At 68.3% G+C, this 21,101-nt stretch carries 15 protein-coding genes and 1 tRNA gene; 6 read left to right on the top strand and 10 right to left on the bottom strand.

All coding sequences use genetic code 11. From position 1 onward, the window contains the following. From PIB44_RS01645 to PIB44_RS01635, 3 genes are all read left to right on the top strand, one after another. Nucleotides 1-1,440, top strand: coding sequence for an efflux transporter outer membrane subunit (locus tag PIB44_RS01645; RefSeq protein WP_278070206.1), 1,440 nt, complete (start codon nucleotides 1-3; stop codon nucleotides 1,438-1,440). 188 nt (nucleotides 1,441-1,628) lie between these two features. Beyond that, nucleotides 1,629-2,798: a glutamate 5-kinase gene (gene proB / locus PIB44_RS01640; protein WP_376787725.1), complete on the top strand. Its 1,170-nt coding sequence runs from the start codon at nucleotides 1,629-1,631 to the stop codon at nucleotides 2,796-2,798. Beyond that, on the top strand, nucleotides 2,795-4,069 hold the full coding sequence (locus PIB44_RS01635; protein WP_278070205.1) for a glutamate-5-semialdehyde dehydrogenase: 1,275 nt from the start codon (nucleotides 2,795-2,797) through the stop codon (nucleotides 4,067-4,069). Before proB ends, PIB44_RS01635 begins: the two co-directional genes overlap by 4 nt. A gap of 187 nt (nucleotides 4,070-4,256) precedes the next feature. On the opposite strand, the gene PIB44_RS01630 is transcribed toward PIB44_RS01635, so the two are convergent. Then, nucleotides 4,257-6,698, bottom strand: a complete 2,442-nt coding sequence (locus PIB44_RS01630) for a membrane-bound PQQ-dependent dehydrogenase, glucose/quinate/shikimate family (RefSeq protein WP_278070204.1) — start codon at nucleotides 6,696-6,698, stop codon at nucleotides 4,257-4,259. 163 nt (nucleotides 6,699-6,861) lie between these two features. Further along, nucleotides 6,862-7,467, bottom strand: a complete 606-nt coding sequence (locus tag PIB44_RS01625) for a TetR/AcrR family transcriptional regulator (protein WP_051582050.1) — start codon at nucleotides 7,465-7,467, stop codon at nucleotides 6,862-6,864. A gap of 479 nt (nucleotides 7,468-7,946) precedes the next feature. On the opposite strand from PIB44_RS01625, the gene PIB44_RS01620 reads away from it, so the two are divergent. Beyond that, the gene (locus PIB44_RS01620) at nucleotides 7,947-10,073 is read left to right on the top strand and encodes a M13 family metallopeptidase (protein WP_278070203.1); all 2,127 of its coding nucleotides are present in this window, start codon (nucleotides 7,947-7,949) and stop codon (nucleotides 10,071-10,073) included. Between the two features lie 351 nt (nucleotides 10,074-10,424). Here PIB44_RS01620 and hisS read toward each other — a convergent pair whose 3' ends face one another. The 5 genes from hisS to PIB44_RS01595 form a co-directional block, all read right to left on the bottom strand. Beyond that, nucleotides 10,425-11,897 carry a histidine--tRNA ligase gene (gene hisS / locus PIB44_RS01615; RefSeq protein ID WP_278070202.1) on the bottom strand — a complete coding sequence of 491 codons (1,473 nt, stop codon included), beginning with the start codon at nucleotides 11,895-11,897 and terminating at the stop codon, nucleotides 10,425-10,427. Nucleotides 11,898-11,966: 69 nt separating this feature from the next. Beyond that, nucleotides 11,967-13,184 carry a DUF418 domain-containing protein gene (locus tag PIB44_RS01610; RefSeq protein WP_278070201.1) on the bottom strand — a complete coding sequence of 406 codons (1,218 nt, stop codon included), beginning with the start codon at nucleotides 13,182-13,184 and terminating at the stop codon, nucleotides 11,967-11,969. Between the two features lie 62 nt (nucleotides 13,185-13,246). Next, nucleotides 13,247-13,813 carry a hypothetical protein gene (locus tag PIB44_RS01605; protein WP_134582063.1) on the bottom strand — a complete coding sequence of 189 codons (567 nt, stop codon included), beginning with the start codon at nucleotides 13,811-13,813 and terminating at the stop codon, nucleotides 13,247-13,249. Beyond that, the gene (locus tag PIB44_RS01600; protein ID WP_134582062.1) at nucleotides 13,813-14,691 is read right to left on the bottom strand and encodes a 3-hydroxybutyryl-CoA dehydrogenase; all 879 of its coding nucleotides are present in this window, start codon (nucleotides 14,689-14,691) and stop codon (nucleotides 13,813-13,815) included. The genes PIB44_RS01605 and PIB44_RS01600 overlap by 1 nt, the downstream gene beginning before the upstream one ends. A gap of 149 nt (nucleotides 14,692-14,840) precedes the next feature. Beyond that, on the bottom strand, nucleotides 14,841-15,146 hold the full coding sequence (locus PIB44_RS01595; protein WP_025976553.1) for a YggT family protein: 306 nt from the start codon (nucleotides 15,144-15,146) through the stop codon (nucleotides 14,841-14,843). Between the two features lie 122 nt (nucleotides 15,147-15,268). Here PIB44_RS01595 and PIB44_RS01590 point away from each other — a divergent pair. Further along, nucleotides 15,269-15,344, top strand: a tRNA-Ala gene (locus PIB44_RS01590). A gap of 155 nt (nucleotides 15,345-15,499) precedes the next feature. Next, entirely contained in the window at nucleotides 15,500-15,745 is a 246-nt protein-coding gene (locus PIB44_RS01585; RefSeq protein WP_025976552.1) for a hypothetical protein, read from the top strand. On the opposite strand, the gene PIB44_RS01580 is transcribed toward PIB44_RS01585, so the two are convergent. From PIB44_RS01580 to PIB44_RS01570, 3 genes are all read right to left on the bottom strand, one after another. After that, nucleotides 15,742-16,761: an NAD-dependent epimerase gene (locus PIB44_RS01580; RefSeq protein WP_253121014.1), complete on the bottom strand. Its 1,020-nt coding sequence runs from the start codon at nucleotides 16,759-16,761 to the stop codon at nucleotides 15,742-15,744. The genes PIB44_RS01585 and PIB44_RS01580 overlap by 4 nt on opposite strands. Before the next feature lie 48 nt (nucleotides 16,762-16,809). Beyond that, on the bottom strand, nucleotides 16,810-18,696 hold the full coding sequence (locus tag PIB44_RS01575; RefSeq protein WP_278070200.1) for a M20/M25/M40 family metallo-hydrolase: 1,887 nt from the start codon (nucleotides 18,694-18,696) through the stop codon (nucleotides 16,810-16,812). Between the two features lie 112 nt (nucleotides 18,697-18,808). Further along, nucleotides 18,809-21,055, bottom strand: a complete 2,247-nt coding sequence (locus PIB44_RS01570; RefSeq protein ID WP_278070199.1) for a TonB-dependent receptor — start codon at nucleotides 21,053-21,055, stop codon at nucleotides 18,809-18,811. Nucleotides 21,056-21,101: the final 46 nt, after the last annotated feature.

The following is a 21,101-nucleotide window of genomic DNA, read 5'->3' as shown; positions in this document are numbered from 1 at the left end:
ATGAACGGCAAACTCCGCACTCTGCTGACCGCCGCGGGGTCGGCCGCCCTGCTCGCCGCCTGCGCGGTGGGCCCCAAGGCGCCGCTCCCGACGATCCCGGCCGAAGGCCAGGGCGCCTTCATCGGCTCGCAATCCGCCTCGGTTTCGACCGAGGCGGCCCGCGACGACTGGTGGCGGCTGTATCAGGATCCGACGCTGGACGGTCTGATCCAGCAGGCCCTGACCGAGAACAACGAGCTGGAGGCAGCCGCGGCCAATCTGCGCGCCGTCCGCGCCTCGCTGTCCGAAGCCCGCTCGGGCCGGTTCCCGACCACCACGGCCTCCGCCGCTTACAACCGCAGCCGGGCCTCGACCGACACCGTGCCCACGGCCAACGGCGCTAAGCTGCCGGAAGTCGACACCTACGATGTCGGCCTGGACGTGGCCTATGAGATCGACCTGTTCGGTCGGGTGGAGTCCTCCATCCGCGCCGCGCGGGGGGATGTGGCCGCCGCCGCCGCCGCGCTGGAAGTCGTGCGGGTGACCGTCGCCGCCGAAACGGCCCGGGCCTACGCCGACACCTGCTCGGCCAACGCCCAGATCGCCGTCGCCGAGCGGACCATCGACCTGCAGGCCCAGACCGTCGATCTGACTCAACGTCTGCTGGACGGGGGCGCCGGCAACGGCCTGGACGTGGCCCGCGCCCGCGCCGCCCTGGAGCAGACCCGCGCCAGCCTCCCGCCCCTGCGGGCGGCGCGCGACGGCGCCCTGTTCCGTCTGGCGACGCTGACCGGCCGCACCCCGGCCGAGGCCAGCGAGGCGGCCCGCGCCTGCCAGTCGCCGCCGCAACTGTCGCAGCCGATCCCGGTCGGAGACGGCGCCGCCCTTCTGGCACGTCGTCCCGACGTGCGTCAGGCGGAAGCCCGCTTGTCGGTCGCCGCCGCCCGCGTCAACGTCGCCACCGCGGGCCTTTATCCCAGCATCCGTCTGGGCGGGTCGCTGGGCTCGACGGCGCTCGACGCCTCGGACCTGGGCGAGAGCGCCAATATGCGCTTCAGCGTCGGCCCGTTGATCTCCTGGTCCTTCCCCAACGTCTGGGCGGCCCGGGCGCGGATCAAACAGGCGGGCGCCCAGTCGGACGCGGCCCTGGCGACCTTCGACCAGACCGTGCTGACGGCGCTGCAGGAGACCGAGACGGCGCTCAGCGCCTACGCCAACGAACTGGACCGCCGCACGGCCCTGCGCACCGCCCGGGATCAGGCGGCCACGGCGGCGCGCCTGTCGCGCCTGCGTTTCGACGCCGGCGCCGACAGCTTCCTGACGGTGCTCGACGCCGAGCGGACCCTGGCCAGCGCCGACGCCGCCCTGGCCGCCTCGGAAGCCCAGGTCACCACCTATCAGATCGGTCTATTCAAGGCCCTGGCGGGCGGGTGGGATCAGGCGCCCGATCCCGAAGCCTGACCTCAGGCCTCAAGCTGACACTGAGACGCCCGGCTGGTTCGCCCGCCGGGCGTTTTCTTTGCCGCTTCTTCCGTCACCCGCAACAATCATTAAATATTATTCATTATCGTCGCGATTTTTAACGGCTCGGTCGAATAATCCTCGCCACAATCTTGGCTCCGTCGAGGATCTTGCGGTAGGGAGACCGGGTGACCTCCTCCGCGCCTCTCCTTGAAGCCTCTCAGAGCGCCGCCTCCCCTGCCGCCGCCCTGGCCCAGGCGCGCCGGGTGGTGGTCAAGATCGGCTCATCCCTGCTGTTCGACGCCGATCGACGCGCCGTCGCCGCCGACTGGCTGGCCAGCCTCGCCGCCGATATCGCCGAACTGCGCCGCCAGGGCCGCGACGTCATCGTCGTTTCCTCCGGCGCCGTGGCTCTGGGGCGCGGTCGGCTCAACCTCTCGCCCAGCCGTCTGCAGGACAAGCAGGCCGCCGCCGCCGTGGGTCAGTCCCTGCTGATGCACGCCTGGGAAGACGCGCTGGCGCCCCACGGCCTGATGGCGGGGCAGGTCCTGCTGACCCGCGACGACACCGAGCGGCGCCGCCGTTGGCTGAACGGCCGCGCGACGCTCGAGGCCCTGCTGGCCCACGGCGTCGTCCCTGTGGTCAATGAGAACGACACCGTCGCCACCGAAGAAATCCGCTACGGCGACAACGACCGCCTGGCCGCGCGCGCGGCCCAGCTGTCTCGCGCCGATCTGCTGGTCCTGCTGTCCGACGTGGACGGCCTCTACACCGCCGATCCGCGCCGCGATCCGGACGCCCGCCACCTGCCCCTGATCGAGCGCCTGACGCCCGACGTTCTGGCCATGGCCTCGGGCGCCAACGTTCAGGCCGGGGTCGGCACAGGCGGCATGGCGACCAAACTGGCGGCGGCCCAGATCGCCGCGTCGGCCGGATGCGCCACCGTCATCGCCTCGGGGCTGACCGACCACCCGTTGAGGGCGGTGCTGGACGGCGCCCGCGCCAGTCTGATCCTGGCGCCCGCCACGCCTCTGGCCGCGTGGAAACAGTGGATCGCCGGCAGCGTGGCGCCCGGCGGCGCCCTGACGCTGGACGCGGGCGCGGTCGCCGCCCTCCAGGCCGGCAAAAGCCTGCTGCCCTCGGGCGTCGTCGCCGTCAGCGGCGACTTCGGCAAGGGCGACAGCGTGCGCCTGACCGGGCCTGACGGCGCGCGACTGGGCGTCGGTCTTGCGTCCTACGCCGCCGAGGAGATCGCCCTGATCCGCGGCCGTCATTCCGACGCCATCGAAAGCCTGCTGGGCTACCGCGGCCCCTCGGTCGTCATCCACCGCGACGACCTGGTTCTGGAGGACCGATGAGCGACCTCGACGCCGCCATGCTGGACATGATGATCGACATGGGTCGCCGCGCCCGCGCCGCCGCCGAGTCCTTACGCGCCACGACGCCGGACGCCCGCACCGAGGCCCTTCATCGACTCGCCGAAGGCCTGCGCGCCGCCGAAGCCGACATCCTGACCGCCAACGCCCGCGACGTGGCCCGCGCCCGCGACGCCGGCCTGTCCGAGGCCCTGATCGACCGCCTGGCCCTGACCCCCGCTCGCGTCGAGGGCATGGCGGTCGCCGTCGAGACCATCGCCGCCCAGCCCGATCCCGTCGGCGGTGAAATGGCGCGCTGGACCCCGGCCAACGGTCTGGACATCGCCCGTGTGCGCACCCCCATCGGCGTGCTGGCCGTCATCTATGAGAGCCGCCCGAACGTCACCGCCGACGCCGCCGCCCTGTGCCTGCGCTCGGGCAACGCCGCCATCCTGCGCTGCGGCTCGGACTGCCTGGAGTCGTCGCGCGCCATCGCCGCCGTGGTGCGCAGCGCCGTGGCCGAGGCCGGCCTGCCCGTCGACGCGATCCAGCTGGTGCCCGTGCCCGACCGCGCGGCCGTGGGCGCCATTCTGGCTGGCCTGAACGGCGCCGTCGACCTGATCATCCCGCGCGGCGGCAAGAGCCTGGTCGCCCGCGTTCAAGCCGAGGCCAAGGCGCCGGTGCTGGGCCACCTTGAGGGCCTGTGCCACACCTATCTGGACGCTGGCGCTGATCTGGACGTCGCCCGCCGCGTGACCCTGAACGCCAAGATGCGCCGCGTCTCGGTGTGCGGCGCGACCGAAACTCTGCTGGTCGACCGTGCGGCGGCCGAGCGCCTGCTGCCCGCCGTGGCCGCCGACCTGACCGCCGCCGGATGCGAACTGCGCGGCGACGCCGAAGCGCGCGCCCTCGTCCCGGGCATGACCGAGGCGACCGAGGCAGACTGGACGACAGAATACCTGGCGCCGATCCTGTCGGTGCGCGTGGTGGGCGGCGTCGACGGCGCGCTCGACCACATCCGCCGATACGGCTCGGGCCACACCGAGGCCATCGTCACCACCGACGAAAAAGCCGCCGGACGCTTCGCCGAGGGCGTCGACAGCGCCATCGTCCTGATCAACGCCTCAACCCAGTTCGCCGACGGCGGCGAGTTCGGTTTCGGCGGCGAGATCGGCATCTCGACCTCAAAGCTGCACGCGCGCGGCCCCGTCGGGGCGGAGCAACTGACGACATACAAATATGTGGTGCGCGGCGAAGGGCAGACGCGGCCCTGAAACAAACGCCACGCCTTTCCCTCCCCGTCCCGGGGAGGGTGGCTGAGCCCATCAGGGCGAAGCCGGGTGGGGGCGGCAAGGCTATTCAGGCGCTGACACATCAAGCGCCGCGCCCTTATCACCATGCCCTCCCCACTCGGTCGCTTCGCGACCACCCTCCCCGGGACGTGGAGCGAGAGGCGAGCGCCTATTTCCGCTCCGGGAGCGCATAAGCGATCACATAATCCCCGCGCGGCGTCTCCATGAAGTGATGGCCCCCGGCCATGATCACCAGATACTGGCGCCCGTTCTGCTCATAGACCATCGGATTGGCCTGACCGCCCGCCGGAAGCACGTCCGACCACACCGTCTTGCCCGTCTCGATGTCGATGGCGCGGATCAGGTCGTCCGTCGCGGCGGCGATGAAGATCAGCCCGCCCGCCGTCACTGCCGAGCCGCCGTTGTTCGGCGTGCCGATCTCCAGCGGCAGCATGGAGGGAATGCCGAACGGTCCGTTCTTGCGCGCCGTGCCGAACGGACGATCCCACAGGGTGCGGCCGCTCTTCAAATCGATGGCCCGCATCCCGCCATAGGGCGGCTGTTTGCACAGCAGGCCGGTGGACTTGACCCGCCAGCCCGCATTGACGTCGATGGCGTAGGGCACGCCCATCTGCGGGTCGCCCGCGCCCTCGGCCTTGGACTTCGACAGGTTGCCGCCGCGGTTGGCCGCCTCCTTCTCGCGCTCGATGTAGCGGGGGTCGTCGCGCGGGAACCAGCCCAGACGGTCGGCTTCAGCGCGAGGCACCAGGCGGTTGTGATTGGGCATATCGTTGTAGTTGGCGACGATGACGCCGCGCGCCGGATCGACCGCCACCCCGCCCCAGTCCGAACCGCCGTTGTAGCCCGGATACTGGATCCAGTAGCGATCCGCCGTCGGCGGGGTGAAGTAGCCGTCGTAGGCCGCCTGACGGAACTGGATGCGGCAGACCATCTGGTCGATCGGCGACATGCCCCACATGTCACGCTCGGTCAGGTCGGCCTTCCTCAGCGTGTGAAACAGGGAGAAGGGCTGGGTCGGGCTGCGCTGCGAGGGCTCGACGCCGCCCTGCGGCACGCGGCGCTCCTCCACCTTGTGCAGCGGCTGGCCGGTGCGGCGGTCCAGAATATAGAGGTCGCCCTGTTTGGACGGCAGGATCACCGCCGGAACCAGGGTCCCGTTGACCGGCATGTCGACCAGCGTCGCCTGCGAGCCCAGGTCGTAATCCCAGACGTCCTTGCGCACCGTCTGGAAATGCCAGCGCGGCTTGCCTGTGGTCACGTCCAGCGCGACCAGCGAGGTCGAATATTCATTCTCCGCTGGCCGGCGCAACCCGGAATAGTAGTCGGCCGAGGAGTTGCCCATCGGCAGGAAAACCAGGCCGAGCGCCTCATCGGCTGTCGCCGTGGTCCACATATTGGGCGTGCCGGGCGTATAGGTCTCCCCCTCAGGCGGCAGGGTCGTGATGTCCGGACGCATCATGTCCCAGGCGAAACGCAGCTCGCCCGTCATGGCGTCGAAGCCCTGGATCACGCCCGAGGCGTTCCAGCGCTTCTGGCCGTCCAGCACCTGATGGCCGGTCACCACCACCCCGCGCACGATCACCGGGGCCGAGGTGATCGACACCATGCCCGGATAGGGGTCGCCCATGCCGTGCTTGATGTTGACCTCGCCGTTGGTTCCGAACCCGGCGCAGGGCGCGCCCGTGCGGGCGTCCACGGCCACCAGCCGTCCGTCCAGCGTGCCCTCGATGATGCGCGTGGCGCAGGGTTGGGCTGCATCCACATTCGGCGCGGCGTAGTAGGTCACGCCCCGGCAGGCGGCGGTGTAGGGGATCTGATCGTCCGCGACCTTGGGATCATAGGTCCACTTCTGCTTGCCCGTCGCCGCATCGACCGCGAACAGCCGGTTGCGGGCCGAGCATAGATAGAGGGTGTCGCCGATCTTCAGCGGGGTCGTCTCGGCGCCCCAGCGCTCATCCGGCAGGTCGCCTGTGCGGAAGGTCCAGGCCCGCTGCAGCCCCTTCACATTGTCCTTGGTGATCTGGTTCAGCGGCGAATAGCGCTGGGCGCTGTCCGAACCGCCCCAGGCCGGCCAGTCGGCCCCGACCTTCAGCACCGCCGGGTCGCCCGCGCCCCCGTTCTCAGCGCCGGGAACGGGGCTCAACACCCTGGCCTTGTTGGCCTGAGCCACCACCACGCCGGAAATCAGGCCGAGGACGACAATGGCCGCCAGCCCGCTCAGCGCCAGCCGACCGCCGCCTCCGTCGCGCTTCAACACCGGCAGGCTGAGAACCACGGCGATCAGCAGCACCAGCGGCGCCACCACGCGCGGCACCAGGGCCCAGCCGTTCAGCCCGACCTCCCACAGCGCCCAGACGACGGTGCCGATGAAGATGGCGACATAGAGCCAGGCGCCCGAGGGTCTGAGCAGGGCCAGAAGTCCGCCTGACACGATCATCAACAGGCCGACGATCAGATAATAGGCCGATCCGCCCAGCATGATCAGCTGGCCCCCGCCAATGGTCAGCGTCAGTCCGATCAGGGCGATGACAATGCCCAGAAGCCTTACCAGGACGCTGCCGAATCCGCGTCCGCGCTCGATGGATGGCATCTCGCCCCTCCTGTTCCCGCAGCTTGGCCTTGAAAGACGCAACACGCGAACAGCCGCGACGTTCCGTCGCGCCCCAGGAAGGCGGCGCGCCTGGGCGACGCGCATGAAAAAAGGGCCGCTCGCCTCATGACGAACGGCCCTTACAGACTTCGGCCCTCTGACCTTACTGGCGCGCCATCTGGCTCGACAGGATCAGATCCAGCTGTTGGCGCACATGGGGAGTCAGTTCCTCGACGCCCCAGCCGTCATAGGCGGCGTAACGGAAGTTGGAGATGAAGGTGTCCCAGATCATGCGCGGCAACAGGGTCTGGTCGATGTCCTGGCGCAGTTCGCCTTCGCCGACAGCCGCCTGCAGCAGATCCTGGATCCACAGCACGAGCGGCCCGACGAACGCGCGCGACCGTTGATCGGCGTCTTCCGGCTGGAACCAGGAGCGCGCGATCATCGCCTGCATCAGCGGCAGATGTCCCAGCGAGCGATGATAACCGGCCGTCAGGGCGGCGGTCAGCCGATCCGTGACGCGGCCTTCAACGCCCGCAGCCCCGGTCCGCATGTCGTTCAGCAGGCCTTCCATTTCCTCGGAAAAGACCGTCTCGAACAGTTCCGCCTTGTCCTGGAAGTTGGCGAAAACCGCGCCGGTCGACATTCCGGCGCCCTTGGCGATGTCCCGAATCGTCGCGGCGTCATAGCCGCGCTCTGCGAACAGGGCCCGCGCCGCATCCAGCACCTTGAGGCGTGTGCGAACCTTCGCCGCCTGACGGCGATTCATCCGCGGAGGAGCGACATTTTCGACGGTTTCGGCAAGAGAGGGGGAGGGCACGCGCATAAACAGGTGGCTCTGGGCTTAAATGGGCGGCGCGCTCGCCAATCCGGACCGCGTCGTTCGACCCGGCCCGAACCTGAAGACGACGGGCGCCCCTGAAACTAAGGGCGAACTTTCATCACCGAACAATGACCAAAATGGGTCACATCTCGAAAAAACCTCTGCCGGACCCTTGCAGCGCAATCAAGAAGACTACGCAATTATACGAATACCCGCCGCACCATGTTACAATGACAGGCGCCTGCTCGGCGAAACTTTACTCTTACAGACCTCTATTGCAGCTTCGGCGCGTATCCGGCGGCCTCTAAGGTCCCCGCCTCCGCCCAGCCCTCGCCCTCTGGATGAATTTTTTTTAAGACAGGGGCCTGCGCTTCCGGCCTAGGGTTCGCACCTGACGCCACGAGGCTGAAAACGAGGAAACCTTGATGAAGAAACTGCTTGTAGGCGTCGCCGCTGTCGCCCTTCTGGCGCCGGGCGCCGCCCTGGCGGGCGATGGTCATGACCATGCCTGCATCGACGACGTCTGCACCGTCTTCGAACTGTTCCAGACCCCGGCCGCCGAAGGCGGCGCTTCGGGCTGGCAGGGAACCGAGGCGCCGAAATACGGGACCTGGGGCTTCGACCTCAACGGTCGCGACACCTCGGTGAGGCCGGGCGACAGCTTCTTCCGCTACGCCAACGGCGCCGCCTTCGACAAGCTGACCATCCCGTCGGACCGCACCTCCTACGGCTCCTTCCCCCTGCTGCGCGAACTGTCCGACAACCGGATGAAGGAACTGATTCACGATTTGGCTGGCCGCACGGATCTGGCGGCCGGATCCGACGAGCAGAAGATCGCCGACGCCTACCGCTCCTATATGGACGAGGCGCGCATCGAGGCGCTGGACGCCCAACCGCTGCAGCCCTTCCTGGCCGCCATCCGCGCCGCCGACACCCACGAGAAGATCGCCGCCTATATGGGCCAGACCCAGGGCCGCGTCGGATCGTCCTTCTTCGGCACCGGCATCACCATCGACCAGAAGAACCCGAACCGCTACGTCGTGGCCACGGGCCAGTCGGGCCTGGGGATGCCCAACCGCGACTACTATCTGGACGCCCGCTTCGCCGACAAGAAAGAGAAGTACCAGGCCTATATCGAGCGGATGCTGACCAACATCGGCTGGGACGACCCCGCCGGCTCGGCCGCCGCCATCATCGCCCTGGAAGACCAGATCGCCCAGGCGCACTGGACGCCGGTGGAAAGCCGCGACCGCGACAAGACCTATAATGAATACTCGATCCAGACCCTGGCCGCCGATGCGCCGGGCTTTGACTGGGCCGGCTATTTCAACGCCGCCGGCCTGGGCTCGATCGACCGCCTGATCGTGCGTCAGAACACGGCCATGCCCAAGATCGCCGCCGTCTTCGCCCAGACGCCGGTGGCCACCCTGCAGGCCTGGCAGGCCTTCCACACCACCGACGATGCGGCGGGCGCCCTGTCTAAGCGCTTCTCCGACGCCCAGTGGGAGTTCCGTTCGCGCGACCTGTCGGGCCAGCCCGAACAGCGCAGCCGTGAAAAGCGCGCCATCAGCTTCGCCGAAGGCGCCCTGGGCGAGGCGGCGGGTCGTCTGTACGTCGCCGAATACTTCCCGGCCGAATCCAAGGCCAAGATGGAAGAGCTGGTCGCCAACCTGCGCACCGCCCTGTCGCACCGCATCGACAACCTGACGTGGATGGGCGCCGAGACCAAGGCGGCGGCTCAGGAGAAGCTGCAGAAATTCACCGTCAAGATCGGCTACCCGAACAAGTGGCGAGACTATTCGGGCCTGGAGATCAAGGCCGACGACCTGTTCGGCAACAGCCAGCGCATGGGCCAGTTCCAGTGGAACTATCGCCTGTCGCGCCTGGACCAGCCGGTCGACAAGGACGAGTGGGGCATGACCCCGCAGACGGTGAACGCCTATTACAACTCGGCCAATAACGAGATCGTCTTCCCGGCCGCCATCCTGCAGCCGCCCTTCTTCGATCCGGACGCGGACCCGGCCGTCAACTACGGCGGCATCGGCGGCGTCATCGGCCACGAGATCGGTCACGGCTTTGACGATCAGGGCTCCAAGTCCGACGGCGACGGCGTGCTGCGCAACTGGTGGACCGAAGAGGACAAGGCCAATTTCAAGGCCCTGACCGCGCGCCTGGGCGCCCAGTATGACGAGTTCGAGCCCCTGCCCGGCTTCCACGTCAACGGCGGCCTGACGATGGGCGAGAACATCGGGGACGCCGCCGGCACGGCGGTGGGTCTGGAGGCCTATCACCTGTCGCTGAAGGGCCAGCCGGCGCCGGTGATCGACGGCGTGACGGGCGACCAGCGCTTCTTCTACGGCTGGGCTCAGGTCTGGCAATCGAAGTACCGCGAGGACGCGCTGAAGAACCAGATCGCCACCGATCCGCACAGCCCGGCCGAGTTCCGCGTCATCGGCCCGGTGCGCAATATCGACGCCTGGTACGAAGCCTTCGGCGTTAAGCCCGGCGACAAATACTACCTGGCCCCGGAAGATCGCGTCCGCATCTGGTAAGGACGCCGCCTGCTGAATGAAGAGGGCCGGAGCCGCAACGCTCCGGCCCTTTTTTCATGGCCGCCGCGCCGAAGCGCGCGCTCTCAAACACTCTTCGATAATTGTCGAGCTTCAGGCATGAAAAAGCCCGCTGCGGGGGATACATCGCAGCGGGCCTTCACGCTCTCTCAGGAGCGGACGTTTCCTCCCCGAAACGCCTTCAAGATGTCGCTGCGGCTCGCCGCTGCGCCTCTTGAGTGAGACCAAATGACGCCATTGGCCGGGGTGCGTCAACCAAGCGCGCGCCGAAAGCCTGCGCTTTTATGACTAAACGTTGATAAGTCACGACGTCGTCATGGATATTATCGAAGGTCATTCGATAATGGAGCGCACCACGGCCACCAGTTGACCGCGCGCCACGGTCTGCTGTCCGGGACGCTCGGCCTTCCAGGCGTCATTGTCCGCGATGGCGGCGGCGCGGGCGCGTCCGGCGTCCAGATCCTTGATCGTCACCTGTCCGGCGGCGATCTCGTCCCCGCCCAGGATGACGGCGGCCGGGGCCCCGCGACGGTCGGCGTATTTCATCTGCGCCTTCATCCCCGCCCGGCCCAGGTAGAGCTCGGCCGGGATGCCGGCGGCGCGCAGTTCGGACACGGCGTCGAGATAGTGCTGCATGTCGTCCTCCGAGAAGACGATGGCCACCACCGGCCCGCGCGTCGCGTCCTCGGCGCCGCGTCCGGCCGCCCGCAGGGCCGAGGCCAGACGCGACACGCCGAAGGAGAAGCCCGTCGCCGGCGTCGACTGACCGGTGAACCTCGACACCAGGTCGTCATAGCGCCCGCCGCCGCCGATCGAGCCGAAGCGCACGGCCCTGCCCTTCTCGTCCTTGGTGTCGAGCAGCAGTTCGGCCTCGAACACCGCGCCGGTGTAATATTCCAGCCCGCGCACGATGGTCGGGTCGAACCGCACGTCGTCCTGCGCCACGCCCATGGCGGTCAGGGCGCGGTCGATGGCGGCCAGTTCCTTCAGCGCCTCTTCGCCAGCGGCGCCCAAGGCGGCGCCGGACACGGCGTCCAGCACGCCCGCGCGGCTGAGCCCCGGCGTCTCGGCCGAGGCCAGGAAGGCTTCGATCGCGCCGATCACCGAGGCGGGCAGGTTCGCCCCCTTGGTGTAGTCGCCGGACTCGTCCAGACGCCCCTCGCCCAGCAACAGGCGCACGCCCTCGACGCCCAGGCGATCGTATTTGTCCACGGCGCGCAGGGCCGTCAGCCGCTGCACCGGATCGGCGATTCCGCCCGCGTCGAACAGGCCGTCGAACAGCTTGCGGTTGGAGACGCGGATCACCGCCTGCCCGGCCGCCAGGCCCGCCGCGCGCAGGCCCTCGCAGCCCATGGCGATGATTTCGGCGTCGGCCTCCGGCCGGTCCGAGCCGACGGTGTCGGCGTCGCACTGCCAGAACTCGCGGAAGCGGCCCGGCCCCGGCTTCTCATTGCGCCACACCGGCCCATAGGCGTAGCGGCGGAACGGCTTGGGCAGGGTCTCCCAGGTCTGCGCGGCGAAGCGGGCCAGCGGCGCGGTGTGGTCGTAACGCAGGGCCATCCACTGATCGTCGTCGTCCTGGAGGGCGAAGACGCCCTCGTTCGGACGGTCGGCGTCGGGCAGGAACTTGCCCAGGGCGTCGGCGTATTCGAACGCCGGGGTCTCCAGCGCCTCGAAGCCCCAGCGCTCATAGACCTCGGACACGCGCGCGACGATGCGGCGCTCGGCGGTCAGGTCGCGGCCGCGACGGTCGGCGAACCCGCGCGGGGCGCGGGCTTCGGGGCGGTTGGAGGCTTCGTCGGTCATGAGGCGGCGATTAAGCCATCAGATACGCCGCCGCAACTAACAGTCCGCCCCGAGCCGCCCCATCCGCCCTCAGGCCGCGCGGCGCAGCGGCAGATCGCGCCCATAACTCAAACGCCGCCACAGCCATTCGAACGGTCCCATGGTGAACTTCGACAGCCACAAGGGCGACCAGATCAGCTGCAGCGCCCAGACGCCGACGACGATGGCCCACTGCATCGGATAGTCGACCTCGCCGAAGAGGCGCGGCCCCCAGGGCATGTAGAAAATCGTCGCCATGATCAGCGTCTGGGTCAGATAGTTGGTGAAGGCCATCCGCCCCACCGGGGCCAGAGCCTTGCGCAGCCAGCCCACCCCGCGCGTCGTCGCCAGGATCAGCGCCGAAGCATAGCCCAGGGTGATGATCAGCGGATACGAACCGACCGCCATCGCCCAGCCGCCGGTCGCCTCGACCTCAGCCCCCGCCTGAATCTCCATCCACTCCAGCCCGGCCAGCAGAGCCAGGACGACAGCCCCGCCGGCCATCAGCGAAACATAGACGCGCATGGACATCCGGCCGTGGAAGAAGCCCGCCTTGAACAGGCCCAGCCCCAGCATCATCAGCGGCACAGTCGAAAACACATACATGAGCAGGTTCATCCCCTGGGCGATGGCCCAGGTCTTCAGGTTCTCCAGCGCGGCGCCGGCCCAGCCGCTTTGATAGGCCGCGATGGAGGCGGCGACCGTCCCGTCCGAAGCCTCGCTGCTCATCGCCTCGGGGAAGTTCGCCATAAGCAACATCAGACCGGCCTGAAGGGTCCCCAGGACCACCGTGACCCCCGCCCCGATCCAGATCAGCCGCCCGGCGGGCATCGACCGCATGGTCATCACGAACAGGCCGGACCAGGCATAAAGAAGCAGGATGTCGCCGTACCAGAAGGCCGCGCCGTGGATCAGGCCGAACAGGGCCAGAAACAGCAGGCGGCGACGCAGAACGCGCTCCTTCGCCTCATCGCCCCGCTCGCCGCCGACCAGGAAGATCGAGACGCCGAACAGCATGGAGAACAGGGTGACGAACTTCTGCTGAAAGAAGACGGCGATGATCCATTGCGCCACGCCCGAAGCGTTCGCCTCGGCTGGAAATGGCGACGGGCCGCTGCTCATCTCGATCGCTAGCATCGGCAGGGCGAAGGCCGCCGCGTTGACCGCCAGAATCCCCAGAACCGCCGCCCCGCGCAGCACGTCCAGCGTAACGATTCGGTGGACCGCCGCCACCGGCGTCGGCGGCGCCGCCGCGACCTGATCCCTCATGCTCGCCCCTGTCCTTTGCGTGAAGACTGGAGGCTTAGGCGGGACCAACGCGACAGTTCACGTTAAATCCCCGTAACGTCCCGCTCTTGCAGCACGCCCATGCGGTTCTTGACCACGGGCGCCGGGACAAAGCCCAGCCAGGCGACGCACAGGCCGCCCCACAGCGCATAGCTGACGCCCACCATGACGGCCAAAGGCAGTCCCGCCACCCCATAGATCAGCAGGGCCGTCTCGATCGCGCCCAGGCCTTGAACCAGGCTCTGCGACGCAGCGCCCGCCAAGGTCGCCATAATCACAGCCATGGTCGCCTGCATCGCCGCCGCCAGCAGGCCGCCGAACACGGTGAAGCGGCCGATCACCCCCAGCCGCGTCGAGGGACGGCCCGTCCTGGCGTGGCTGTTCAGCAGCAGCCACAGCCCGACCGGCGCCGCGATCAGTCCGACCGCCAGCAACACCAGCCGCCAGTCCGTGTCCACGCCCGACCACCAGTTCTCGGGCGGCCAGATGAACAGGGTCAGGATCACAGGGGGCCAGGCCGCGGCCGCCAGGGCGGCCGGGATCAGGGCGCCCGCGCCGCGCCGCGGCGCCACGCGCTTCAGACCCGGCAGGGAGGGAAAAGCGCCGGCCATCAGCGGGTCGGGACCGGCGTCTCGCCGGAATAGTCGTAGAAACCGCGCCCGCTCTTCTTGCCCAGCCAACCGGCCTCGACATATTTCACCAGCAGCGGACAGGGGCGGTATTTGCTGTCGGCCAGGCCTTCATACAGCACGTTCATGATCGCCAGGGCCACGTCCAGCCCCATGAAGTCCGCCAGCTCCAGCGGCCCCATCGGGTGGTTGGCGCCCAGTTTCAGCGCCTTGTCGATCGAGGCGACATCGCCCACGCCCTCGTACAGCACATAGACCGCCTCGTTCATCATCGGCACCAGGATGCGGTTGACGATGAAGGCCGGGAAGTCCTCGGACTCGGTCGTGATCTTGCCCAGGCTCTCGGCGAAGGCCACCGCCGTCTCGAAGGTCGAGGCCGAGGTGGCGATGCCGCGCACCAGTTCGACCAGTTTCATCGTCGGCGCCGGCTTCATGAAGTGCAGGCCGATGAAACGCTCGGGCCGATCCGTCACCGAAGCCAGGCGGGTGATGGAGATCGAGGAGGTGTTGGACGCCAGCAGCGTATCCGGCCCTAACAGCGGCGTCAGCTCGGTGAAGACGCCCTTCTTGACCGCCTCTTCCTCGGACGCGGCCTCGATGACCAGATCCGCCCTGGCCGCCTCGGCCAGGGTCGCCACGGCGGTGATGCGCTGAAGCGCCGCCTGGGCTTCCGCCTCGCTCGAAAGGCCGCGCGACGCACGACGCGCCAGGCTGGCCGCGATCTCGCCCAGAGCCAGGGTCACCCGATCCGACGCAATGTCGTACAGCTTCACCTCATAGCCGCCGGCGGCCACCACCTGAGCGATGCCCGAACCCATTTGCCCGGCGCCGATGACGGCGACTGTCCTGATGGTAGTCATGAATTACGCACTGTATACGGTCCGCCAGTAACCTGTCGTCGGCACCTTAGGAGCCCGCTCGCGCCGCGCAAGGGCGGAAATGAGCGCCAGCCGCTGAATCCCCCCGGCCGTGACTCCGGTTCAACGGCGCCCCAGCCCCAACCTCGACCTCAGCCCAGCGACATGATCAGCATGGGCGCGACCGTCCGGTTGAACAGCACGCTCAGGAACTGCAGCGCCAGCAGGGCGATGATCGGCGTGATGTCGATGCCGCCCAGCGGCGGCACCACCCGCTGGATCGGCCCCAGGATCGGGCGGGTCACCGTGTCCAGCACATAGGCGATCTGACCCACGAAACGGTTACGCGGATTGACCACGTCGAAGGCGAACAGCCAGCTCAGGATCGCCGAGGCGATGATGCACCAGATCATCAAGGTGACGACGGCGTTCACCAGCCAGACAAGGGCAAAACCCATGAGAAACTCCTGCTACGTTCCCGCCGCTTCTAGCGGCCCGGCCGCCGATCGCCAAGGATTCGTGCGCGGCCCGTTGACACGCCCCCGTTGTCCCTTCTATTTCCCGCCCCTGCCTGTCGGTCGGGGCCGTAGCTCAGTTGGTAGAGCGCGTCGTTCGCAATGACGAGGTCAGGGGTTCGACTCCCCTCGGCTCCACCAAGGCTCCGTCCTGCCAAGTGGCGGGAAGCCCAGGCAGATACAGCCAACAGCCTAAGCGGTGTGCCGGGCCCGCCTTAGCAGCAGTGGTTCGCTAAGCAGGCGGCGGCGGCAACCTAGGAGAAAACGAAGCGTTCCCTGTGCCCACAGGATACGCCATGACCTTCACCCAGCTCGACCCGCCGCTGCCGATCCACGTTCAGGACAAGGGGGCCGGCTATGCCTTCGCCGTCATCGATTATGGCCAGGAGCACAATCTGATTTGGGTCACCGCCATCAATGACAGCGGCGAGATATGGTGCGCGCCCAACCCCAAGGTGCGGATGATGGCCAACTGGACCATGGGACGCCGTAAGCCCGAAACCGCCGCCTCGGACAAATGCGCACCGGGCGGCCAGGGTTAGTTTTCGCGATAGAAGTTGCAGTACCAGTCGACAAAGCGGGCGACGCCTTCTTCCACCGGCGTCGACGGCGCGTAGTCGAGGGCGGCCAGGGTGTCGGTCACGTCCGCCTCGGTGTCGGCCACGTCGCCGTCCTGCATCGGCATCAGGTTCAACTTGGCTTTGCGGCCCAGCTTGGTCTCCAGCACCTCGATATAGCGCATCAGCGGCACCGGGCGGCCCGCGCCCAGGTTCAGGATGCGCCAGGGAGCGACGCCGCTGGTGGCCGGATTGGGCGCAGTCGCGTCCCATGTCGGGTCGATGGCGGCGGGACAGTCGAGCGCGGCGATCACGCCGGTGACGATGTCGTCGACATAGGTGAAGTCGCGGCTCATCCGCCCCTCGCCGTACACGTCGATCGGCTCGTCTTTCAGAATCGCTCGAGTGAATTTGAACAGGGCCATGTCCGGCCGGCCCCACGGTCCGTAAACGGTGAAGAAGCGCAAGCCCGTCGCCGGAAAGCCGAACAGGTGGGCGTAGGAATGGGCCATCGCTTCATTCGCCAGCTTGGTCGCCGCATAGACGGTCAGCGGATGATCCGCGGGCTGGCGCACTGAGAAGGGCAGAGCGCGATTGGCGCCGAACACCGAACTGGTCGAGGCGAAGACCAGATGGGCCGCCCCGACCGCGCGGCAGCCCTCGAGGATGCTGAGGAAGCCCACGACGTTGGAATCGACGTAGGTCTCGGGCGCTTCCAGACTGTAGCGGACGCCCGCCTGGGCGGCGAGATGCACCACCCGGCGCGGCTGGTGCTCGGCGAACAGGGCGGCGACGCCGTCGCGATCGGCCAGATCCAGCGTATGGTGGCGATAGGCGGGATGGGCCTGAAGCTGGGCCAGGCGCGCCTGCTTCAGCGCCGGATCGTAATAGGCGTTGAGGTTGTCCAGGCCGATAACGGTCTCGCCCCGCTCCAGCAGGCGCCGGGCGGTGTGGAAGCCGATGAAGCCGGCGGAGCCGGTGACGAGGACGGGATCGCTCATGATCGGCTGCGATAAACGGTCGCGCGGTCGGACGCCAGCGTCCGCACGCTAGGGCAGCGCCTCGGCCACAGCGGGCGCCGGCGCCAGAAGTCGCGCCGAAACATTCAGTCCGACACCTGCGATCAGGCAGGCCGCCGCCGCCAACAGCACCAGGCGCGCCGCCTTCGCGCCCGGCGCCAGGGGCCGGGCGAACAGCAGGACCAGCAGGGCGACCACGGCCAAGGCCCCCGGCAGGTCCATCCCGACGCCCAGGAAGACGAAGTGGCCGATCGCCAGCAGCCAGGCGCCGCCCAGCACGGTCGCCACGGAGACGGGTAGAAGGCCGAGCGGCCGCGTCAGGTCAGGGTCGATCAAGGCCGCCAGAGCCGCCGCCGTCGCGGCCAGCAACACCGGCCAGACGAATAGCAGGGCCGCTTCAGGCGCTGCGCCCTGCAAGGCGCAACCAAAGGCGAAGATCAGGGCGATGAGGCCCAACCAACCGCCCCAGGCCGAACACTCGGCGCGCCCTGACCACAGCGACAGGATGATAGCGGCCACGCCCAGCCCCAGCATCACCGGACTGAACCCGCCGACCAGCAGGACGACGGCGGTCAGGACGGCGAACGCCGCGCCGATCACGCGCGGCCGCGCCCGCCGCGCGCCGGTCAGCAGGACCAAGGCCAGGGCGAGCGCCGCCAGCGCCGCCCCCGCCTCCATCCACGGCAGGCGGCGCAGCAGGGTGTAATAGACGTCGGGCGAGGCGGGGCGGCTCGACATCGGTCCGGCCAGCAGGCGCGTCGCCTGCAGCAGGATGACGCCGCCGGTCAGGAACCACAGCCCGTCCAGCGCGCCCAGACCGACCTGCTTCGCCGTCAGCCCTGCCCCTCGCCGCGCCCGCCAGGCGGCGAAACCGCCCAAGGCCGCCGCCAAAGCCAGCAAGACCCAGCCCGTCGCCTGCTTATGCGCGATCACCCAGCGGCCGAAGATGTCGGCATAGACCAGGTTCTCGCCCCGGCCCGGCAAGCTGGGCGCACGCAGCAAGGCGTCGGCCGCCTCCAGCGCCTGAGAGCCCAGGTGCTGCACCGCGCCCTGATCCAGATTGGCGGGCGTGGCGTTTGCGGCGTGATACTGATCCGGGCGGCCGATGAAGGCCAGGTTCAGGCCGCCGATCCCCCGGTCCTTGGGCACGGTGAAGTCGGTGCCGTTGGGCATCCGCTCATACATGAAGGCGGCGATGGAGGTGGCGGTGGTCCCGCCGTCGGCCTTGGCCGCCGCGCGGCGGAACAGCTGGACCGTCGGCCCGGCCTCGCGCCCGGTCTCGAACATGGCGGCGCGGCCGCCGCCGCCGCGCGCCTCAAGGTTGACCACCGCCCCGATGCGGTCGCGCAAGGGATGGCCGCCGAAGAAGACCCGCGCTCCGTCCAGACCCAGTTCCTCCGCATCGGTCAACAGGACGACCAGGTCGCGCTCGGCCGGGCCGCGCGCCTGGAGCGCCCGCACCGCCTCCAGAATGGCGGCGACCCCGGCGGAATCGTCGGCCGCCCCGGGCGAGCCGACCACGGTGTCGTAATGAGCCATCAGCATGACGGCGGGCTGACTGCGGTCTTTTCCGGGCAGGACGCCGACCAGATTGATCGCCTGATTGTTCGCCGCGCCAGGATCGCCGCCCGCACGCGCCAGCCGCTTGACCGAGGCGGGCGACAACGGCCCCGCCTGCTCGCTGACCTCAAGCCCCAGCTGCGTCAGCCGTGCGCTGAGATAGGCGCGGACCCGCACGTGCTCGGGCGACCCGACCGGGTGCGGGGCGCGGGCGATCTGCTCGACGTCGATCATCGCCCGCGCGGCCGAGAAGGCGACGGCGGGCGCGTCCGCCGGTCGGGGCGTCGGCGCCTGGGTGGTCCATACCGCCAGCAAGAAGGCGAGCGTCAGCGATCCGAACAGCAGGGCCAGCCGCATGAGAGATCCTCCCCGATCCGAGCGGCAGTAGGACCAAGCGAACGCCGGATGGCAAGAGGGCGGCGACAGGTCGCCCCGTCGCCGCCCTCCCGATGCGATCCGCCTTAGCGGCTTAGAAGCGCTTGGACAGCTCCACGCCGTACATGCGCGGCTCGTTGACGAAGGCCGTCAGGTTGTTGAAGTCGATGGCGCCGATGACATTGGCCTCGTCCGTGATGTTGCGGACATAGGCGGCGGCTTCCAGGCCGCGGTTCAGGTCGCGCCAGCCCGCGCGCAGGCCGCCTTCGAAGTTGGCGTCCTGACGGAACTCGACCGCCTCATAGAGGAAGAGGTTGAAGTCCTTCTGCATCACCCAGTCGGTCGAGGCGAACAGCTCCTGATCGTCGCCGATGGGGCGGACGTAGGACAGGGTCAGGTTGGCCGAATATTCCGGCGCCTGCGGGAAGGGGTTGCCGTCGATGCTGGCGCGGTCGCTCGTTCCGACCTTCACGATCGGATCGGTGATGGTGCACAGATGGTTGCCGCAGATGGCGACCAGCAGGTCCTTGTCCTTGATCTCGGTGTGGTTCCACGCCACGCCGCCCGCCAGGGTGAAGCCCGCGCCCAGATAGACGTCGCCGTCGATCTCCAGACCATAGCCCTGACCCTTGTCGGCGTTGATCAGGCGGTTGGAGTTGTCGATGCCGCCGATGGCCGTGAACTGCATGTCCTTGACGTCATACAGATAGGCCGTGGCGTTCAGACGGGCGCGGCCGTCCCACAGGCGGGCCTTGAAGCCGGTCTCATAGGACATGACGGTTTCCGAATCCGCCGTGGTCAGAACCGGCAGGTTGCGGCCCTGGATCGACGGGCCGCGATAGCCGCTGGCCACCCGGGCGAACAGGTTCAGGCTGTCATTGACCTCATACAGGGCGCTGACGTCCCAGCTGACCTGCTCGTCGCCGACCGAGACCTGGCCTTGCGCATTGGCGGGCGTGCCGACCACGATGCGGCCGTGATAGTCGCGGCTGTCGTCGGTGTAACGCAGGCCGCCGGTCAGCTTCAGGGCCTCGGTGACCTGATAGTTGGCCTGACCGAAGACCGACCAGGAGTCCGACTTCTGCACGATGTCGGTGACCTTGGTCGGCATGATGCCGCCGACGCCGTCGAACGTGCCCGAGACCAGGTTGATACGCTCGTCCCAATAGAAGGCGCCGACCTGCCAGCCCAGACGGCCCGCCCCGTTCGAGGACAGGCGCAGTTCATAGGTGTTCTGCAGCAGGTCGCTGGACAGGGTGCCCGACTCGACCGGGAACGGGGTCTTGTAACCCGCGCCCGCCGGTGCGCCGGCCGAGACGCCGCCGTCGATATCGCCGTCGCCCTGGGACCAGCCCTGGAAGGAGCCGACCACGCCGGTCAGGGTCGCCGGGCCAAAATCATAGGCGACCTGCAACGCCTGGGAGGTGGTCTGCTGCTTCTGGAAGTTGTTGCGGCCGCCGTCATACCAGACCGTCTCGCGGTCGAAGTTGTCGTTCAGCTTGTTCGAGCCCTTGGTCAGGACGTTGGCGCGGTTCATCGTGCCTGTGCCCACATAGTCGCGCGCCTGCAGCGTCAGCAGGGTCGACAGGCGGTCGGTCGGGGTCCAGGCGACGTGGATGCGGCCCGCCACATCATCGAAATTGCCCAGATCCTTGCCGTCCTTCTTGGCGAAGGGGGCGTCATAGGCGTTGTTGATATAGTCGTCGCGGTGGTTCCAAAGGGCGGCGACGCGGACCGACAGCGTATCCGACGCCGGCAGGGTCACAGCCGCCTCGGCCCGGGTCGAACCATAGTTGCCGTAGGTGATCGAGCCGAAGCCGGTGAAGTCGTCGCCCGGCTTAACAGTATCGATCTTGATCACGCCCGCCGGGGTGTTGCGGCCGAACAGGGTGCCCTGCGGTCCGCGCAGCACTTCCAGCTGCTTCACGTCGAACAGGGGGAAGCCCTTCAGATAGACGCTTTCCAGAACCAGTTCGTCCATCACCATCGACACCGGCTGAGACGCCGTGAAGTCGAAGTCCACATTGCCCAGACCCCGGATGTAGAAGCGCGGGGCGTAGCGGCCGTTGGAGCTTTCGACCTGCAGGCTGGGCACCCGGCCCGACAGCTGCAGGATGTCGCCGCCGCCGGCGTTCACGGCGTTCAGCGTCTCGGTGTTCATCGCGGTGACGGCGAAGGGTACGTCACGGATGCTTTCGCTGCGGCGCTGGGCGGTGACGACGATGTCGCCGACCGCGGCGGCCTGTTCGGCCTGAACATCGGCGGACTGGGCCAAAGCCGGCGTGGAAAGCAGCAGGGCCAGACCGCTGGCGGAGGCGGCGAGAACCGAGAGACGCGTCATCGAGATATCCCCTTCTTGATGATCTTGGGCGGGTTAATTCGCCGCA

It is taken from the genome of Brevundimonas sanguinis (assembly GCF_029636725.1).
Classification (GTDB): Bacteria; Pseudomonadota; Alphaproteobacteria; order Caulobacterales; family Caulobacteraceae; genus Brevundimonas; species Brevundimonas sanguinis.
The sequence above is the reverse complement of the archived record's forward strand: the minus strand, read 5'-3'. Positions and strand labels throughout refer to the sequence as shown.